The following is a 5,285-nucleotide window of genomic DNA, read 5'->3' as shown; positions in this document are numbered from 1 at the left end:
CGGTGGTCAACGCGCTCTCCACCCGGCTCGACGTCGACATCAAGGTCGACGGCTACCGGTGGCAGCAGACGTACACCGATTCCAAGCCGGGAGAGCTCGTACAGGGCGACCCGACGAAGGAAACCGGCACCACCGTCAGTTTCTGGGCCGATCCCGAGATCTTCGAGACCACCCGCTACAACTTCGAGACCGTTGCGCGTCGTCTGCAGGAAATGGCCTTCCTCAACAAGGGCCTGACCATCACGCTGACCGACGAGCGCGCCGAGGTCATCGACGACGAAGCTGCCGAGGTGGCCGAGGCTCCCAAGTCTGCTGCCGAAGAAGCCGAAGAAGCTGCTCAGGCAGCGCCGCGTAAGTCCAAGACCCGTATCTACCACTACCCCGGTGGACTCGAGGACTACGTCCGGCACATCAACAAGAGCAAGACCCCGATCCACAACTCGGTCGTCGGATTCACCGCCAAGGGCACCGGCCACGAGCTCGAGGTCGCAATGCAGTGGAACTCCGGCTACTCGGAGTCCGTGCACACCTTCGCCAACACGATCAACACCCACGAGGGTGGTACCCACGAAGAGGGCTTCCGCGCCGCACTGACCGCAACGGTCAACAAGTACGCGCTCGAAAAGAAGCTGCTCAAGGACAAAGATCCCAAGCTCACCGGTGACGACATCCGTGAAGGACTCGCGGCCATCATCTCGGTGAAGGTCGGTGAACCCCAGTTCGAGGGTCAGACCAAGACCAAGCTCGGCAATACCGAGGTCAAGTCCTTCGTGCAGAAGGCGTGCAACGAGCACCTCGCGCACTGGTTCGAGGCGAACCCCGCCGACGCGAAAACCATTGTGAACAAGGCTGTTTCGTCGGCGCAGGCCCGCGTCGCCGCACGTAAGGCGCGTGAGCTGGTCCGTCGTAAGAGTGCGACCGACCTCGGTGGCCTGCCAGGCAAGCTCGCCGATTGCCGCTCCAACGATCCAGAGAAGTCCTAGATCTACAACGTGGAGGGCGACTCCGCAGGCGGCTCGGCCAAGTCCGGCCGAGACTCGATGTACCAGGCGATCCTCCCGCTCCGCGGAAAGATCATCAACGTCGAGAAGGCGCGTATCGATCGCGTCCTCAAGAACACCGAAGTCCAGTCGATCATCACCGCGTTCGGCACGGGCATCCACGACGAGTTCGACATCGCCAAGCTGCGCTATCACAAGATCGTGCTCATGGCCGACGCCGACGTCGACGGTCAGCACATCGCAACGCTGCTGCTCACGCTGCTGTTCCGCTTCATGCGGCCGCTCGTCGAGCACGGCAAGGTCTACCTCGCGCAGCCGCCGCTGTACAAGCTCAAGTGGCAGAAGGGTGCGCAGCCGGAATTCGCGTACTCCGACCGCGAGCGCGACGCGATGGTCAAGGCCGGCCTCGAGTCCGGCAAGAAGATCAACAAGGACGACGGCATCCAGCGCTACAAAGGCCTCGGCGAGATGAACGCCAAGGAGCTGTGGGAAACCACGATGGACCCGACGGTGCGCGTTCTGCGTCTCGTCACGCTCGACGACGCGGCTGCTGCCGACGAGCTGTTCAGCGTGCTGATGGGCGAAGACGTCGAAGCACGACGCAGCTTCATCACCCGCAATGCCCGGGACGTTCGTTTCCTCGACGTGTAGGCCTGCGGCCCTGTGCGTGGTTGAGGAGTCCCCGGGCTCCTTTTCCGCGCACAGGGGCTTGCCCCCTCTTTTAAGAAAGTGAGCTCATGACCGACACCACGTTGCCACCGGACGGTCCGCAACACGACCGGATCGAACCGGTCGACATCCAGCAGGAAATGCAGAACAGCTACATCGACTACGCCATGAGCGTCATCGTCGGTCGCGCTCTGCCGGATGTCCGCGACGGACTCAAGCCGGTGCACCGCCGCGTGCTCTACGCGATGTACGACAACGGATATCGCCCCGACCGCGGATACGTGAAGTCTGCCCGACCGGTCGCCGAGACCATGGGTAACTACCACCCCCACGGCGACTCCTCGATCTACGACACGTTGGTTCGTATGGCCCAGCCGTGGTCGCTGCGTTACCCGCTAGTCGACGGTCAGGGAAACTTCGGCTCCCGCGGCAACGACGGCGCAGCCGCCATGCGTTACACCGAGTGCAGGCTCACGCCGCTCGCGATGGAAATGCTGCGCGAAATCGACCACGAGACAGTCGATTTCACCCCGAACTACGACGGCAAGACGCAGGAACCGACGGTTCTGCCCAGCCGTATCCCGAACCTGCTGATCAACGGTTCCAACGGCATCGCCGTCGGTATGGCCACCAACATTCCGCCGCACAACCTGCGTGAAGTTGCCGAGGCCATCTACTGGGCGCTCGACAACTTCGAAGCGGACGAGGAAGCCACCCTCGCGGCCGTCATGGAGCGCATCAAGGGACCCGACTTCCCCACGCACGGGCTCATCGTCGGTGGACAGGGCATCCAGGACGCCTACACCACCGGCCGTGGCTCCGTTCGTATGCGCGGCGTCGTCGAGATCGAAGAAGATGCCAAGGGCCGCACCACGATCGTCATCACCGAGCTGCCCTACCAGGTCAACCCGGACAACCTGATCACTTCCATCGCGGAGCAGGTTCGTGACGCCAAGATCGGTGGCATCTCCGACATCCACGACGAGTCCTCGGACCGCGTCGGCATGCGCATCGTCGTCACCGTCAAGCGTGACGCCGTTGCCAAGGTCGTGCTGAACAACCTTTACAAGCACACCCAGCTGCAGACCAGCTTCGGCTGCAACATGCTCTCCATCGTCGACGGAGTGCCGCGCACGCTGCGCCTCGACCAGATGATCCGTCTGTACACGGCGCATCAGCTCGAGGTCATCGTTCGTCGTACCAGGTACCTGCTTCGCAAGGCACAGGAGCGCGCCCACATCCTGCGCGGTCTGGTCAAGGCCCTCGACGCTCTGGACGAGGTCATCGCCTTGATCCGTGCGTCGCAGACCGTCGACATCGCTCGCGCCGGATTGATGGAACTCCTCGACGTCGACGAGATCCAGGCCGACGCCATCCTCGGCATGCAGCTGCGTCGTCTGGCCGCCCTCGAGCGTCAGAAGATCGTCGACGAGTTGGCCGAGATCGAACTCGAAATCGCGGACCTCGAAGACATTCTGGCTCGCCCGGAGCGTCAGCGCGCGATCGTTCGTGACGAGCTCAAGGAAATCGTCGACAAGTACGGCGACGACCGTCGTACCCGCATCATCGCCGCCGACGGAGACGTCAACGACGAGGATCTGATCGCCCGCGAAGACGTCGTCGTCACGATCACCGAGACCGGTTACGCCAAGCGCACCAAGACCGACCTGTACCGCTCGCAGAAGCGCGGCGGCAAGGGTGTTCAGGGTGCCGGCCTCAAGCAGGACGACATCGTCTCGCACTTCTTCGTCACGTCGACGCACGACTGGCTGCTGTTCTTCACCACGAAGGGCCGCGTCTACCGCGCCAAGGCTTACGAACTGCCCGAGGCGAGCCGTACAGCTCGCGGTCAGCACGTTGCCAACCTGCTGGCATTCCAGCCGGACGAACGCATCCAGTCCGTCATCCAGATCAAGACGTACGAAGACGCGCCCTACCTGGTGCTCGCCACTCGCAACGGTCTGGTCAAGAAGTCCAAGCTCACCGACTTCGACTCCAACCGCAGCGGTGGCATCGTCGCCATCAACCTGCGCGGTGAAGACGAACTGGTCGGCGCTGTCCTCTGCTCCGCCGAAGACGACCTCCTTCTCGTCTCGGCACAGGGCCAGTCGATCCGCTTCTCGGCCACCGACGAGGCACTGCGTCCGATGGGCCGCGCCACTTCCGGTGTCCAGGGCATGCGTTTCAACGGTGACGACGAGCTGCTCTCGCTCAACGTCGTTCGTGAAGGAACGTTCCTCCTGGTCGCCACGTCGGGCGGTTACTCCAAGCGAACCGGCATGGAGGACTACCCGGTGCAGGGTCGCGGCGGCAAGGGCGTGCTCACGATTCAGTACGACAAGAAACGTGGCACTCTGGTCGGTGCGCTCATCGTCGACGACGACGACGAGCTGTACGCGATCACCTCGGGCGGCGGCGTCATCAGGACGGCTGCCAAGCAGGTTCGTAAGGCGGGACGCCAGACCAAGGGCGTGCGTCTGATGAACCTCGGCGAAGGCGACACACTGCTCGCGATTGCGCGCAACGCCGACGAGCCCGAAGAGCTCGCTGCAGAGACCACCGACAACGCAGACAATGCCGATGGAGCTAAGGAGTCCTAGTGAGCACTCCCAACCAGCCGGGCAGTGACCAGAAGAGCGAAAGCACTTCAGGTTCGACGCCACCGAAGCCGGAGCAGGCAACTGCTCCGGCGGGGCCGCAGACCTCGAAACCTGCAGCTCCAGCGGACGGCGGACCCAAAGCTTCCGAGGCAGCTCCGGCGCCCAAGGCACCGGAGCCGCCTCGCGGCCCGTCGGCTCAGAAGCCGGCGGGTGGGGCTTCCGACGCCGCGGGTGCGGCCAAGGGTCAAGCTCCTTCCGCTCCTTCTGTGGCTCCGGCTGCGCCGGTAACTCCGGCAAAGGGTGACGGTCAGGCTCCGCCGCAACCGGTTGCCAATCAGGCTCGTGGCAGCCAGGCGCCGCCGTGGCAACGCGGACCCCAGCCGTCGGGTCAGCCGCAGGGGCAGCCAGCTCAGAACCCCGCTGCTCAGAACCCGGCGTCCAAGGCCCCGTCGTCGAAGGCTCAGCCACCGCAGAATCAGGCTCCGCAAAGTCAGCCGCAGACCAACATCACGCGCCCAGCCGGCGCTGGTGCTCCTGCGGGTCGTCCGGCAGCTCCTGCCGGAGGTAAGCCGCCTGCGGGTCCGCAGCGTCCTGCAGCGGCAGGCCCTGCGCAGGGTGGTCCGGCGCAGGGTGGTCCGGCCAAAAACCCCGCGCAGGGTGGTGCGCCGAAGGGACAGCCGCAATCGGGTCGCCCCGCTGCCGGTGCACCGACGGGTCGTCCTGCCGGCAACCCGTCGGCACGTCCCGTCGTGACGGGAACGGCGGCTGCCGCAGCTACCGGTGGCGTCGCCGGCGCGGCAGCAGCCAAGGCTGTTACACCCTCGGGCGCAAATCCCAAGGCTGCAAACGCCACGGTCGCCAATCCCACGGTCGCTAATCCGAAAGCAAAAGCCGCCGCGATCGACGGGCCGACTCGGCACATCGATCGCAAGGATCTACCGAAGGACATGCCTGACCTCTCCGAGGCCAAGCATCCGTTGCCTGCTGCGGTGAAGGGTGAGAAAACTCACGCCGT

Annotated in this window: 2 protein-coding genes and 1 pseudogene; all 3 read left to right on the top strand. The window is 64.4% G+C overall.

Annotated features, from left to right (window positions below; genetic code table 11):
- A pseudogene (locus A2J01_RS25805) lies at window positions 1-1,652 on the top strand (DNA gyrase subunit B); the annotation flags it as partial.
- An 86-nt stretch (window positions 1,653-1,738) separates the two neighbouring features.
- On the top strand, window positions 1,739-4,270 hold the full coding sequence (gene gyrA, locus A2J01_RS25800; RefSeq protein WP_047272672.1) for a DNA gyrase subunit A: 2,532 nt from the start codon (window positions 1,739-1,741) through the stop codon (window positions 4,268-4,270).
- A partial coding sequence (locus A2J01_RS25795) for a hypothetical protein (RefSeq protein ID WP_064113888.1) occupies window positions 4,270-5,285 on the top strand: 1,016 nt, incomplete at its 3' end. The genes gyrA and A2J01_RS25795, both read left to right, overlap by 1 nt.

The sequence above is a fragment of the Rhodococcus sp. EPR-134 genome, from assembly GCF_001647205.1.
Classification (GTDB): Bacteria; Actinomycetota; Actinomycetes; order Mycobacteriales; family Mycobacteriaceae; genus Rhodococcus_F; species Rhodococcus_F qingshengii.
This window is presented reverse-complemented; position numbering and strand designations above follow the sequence as displayed.

Excerpts from the sequence above, each read along its gene's own strand:
- gyrA (WP_047272672.1), top strand. The coding sequence starts at position 1,739 with ATGACCGACACCACGTTGCCACCGGACGGTCCGCAACACGACCGGATC.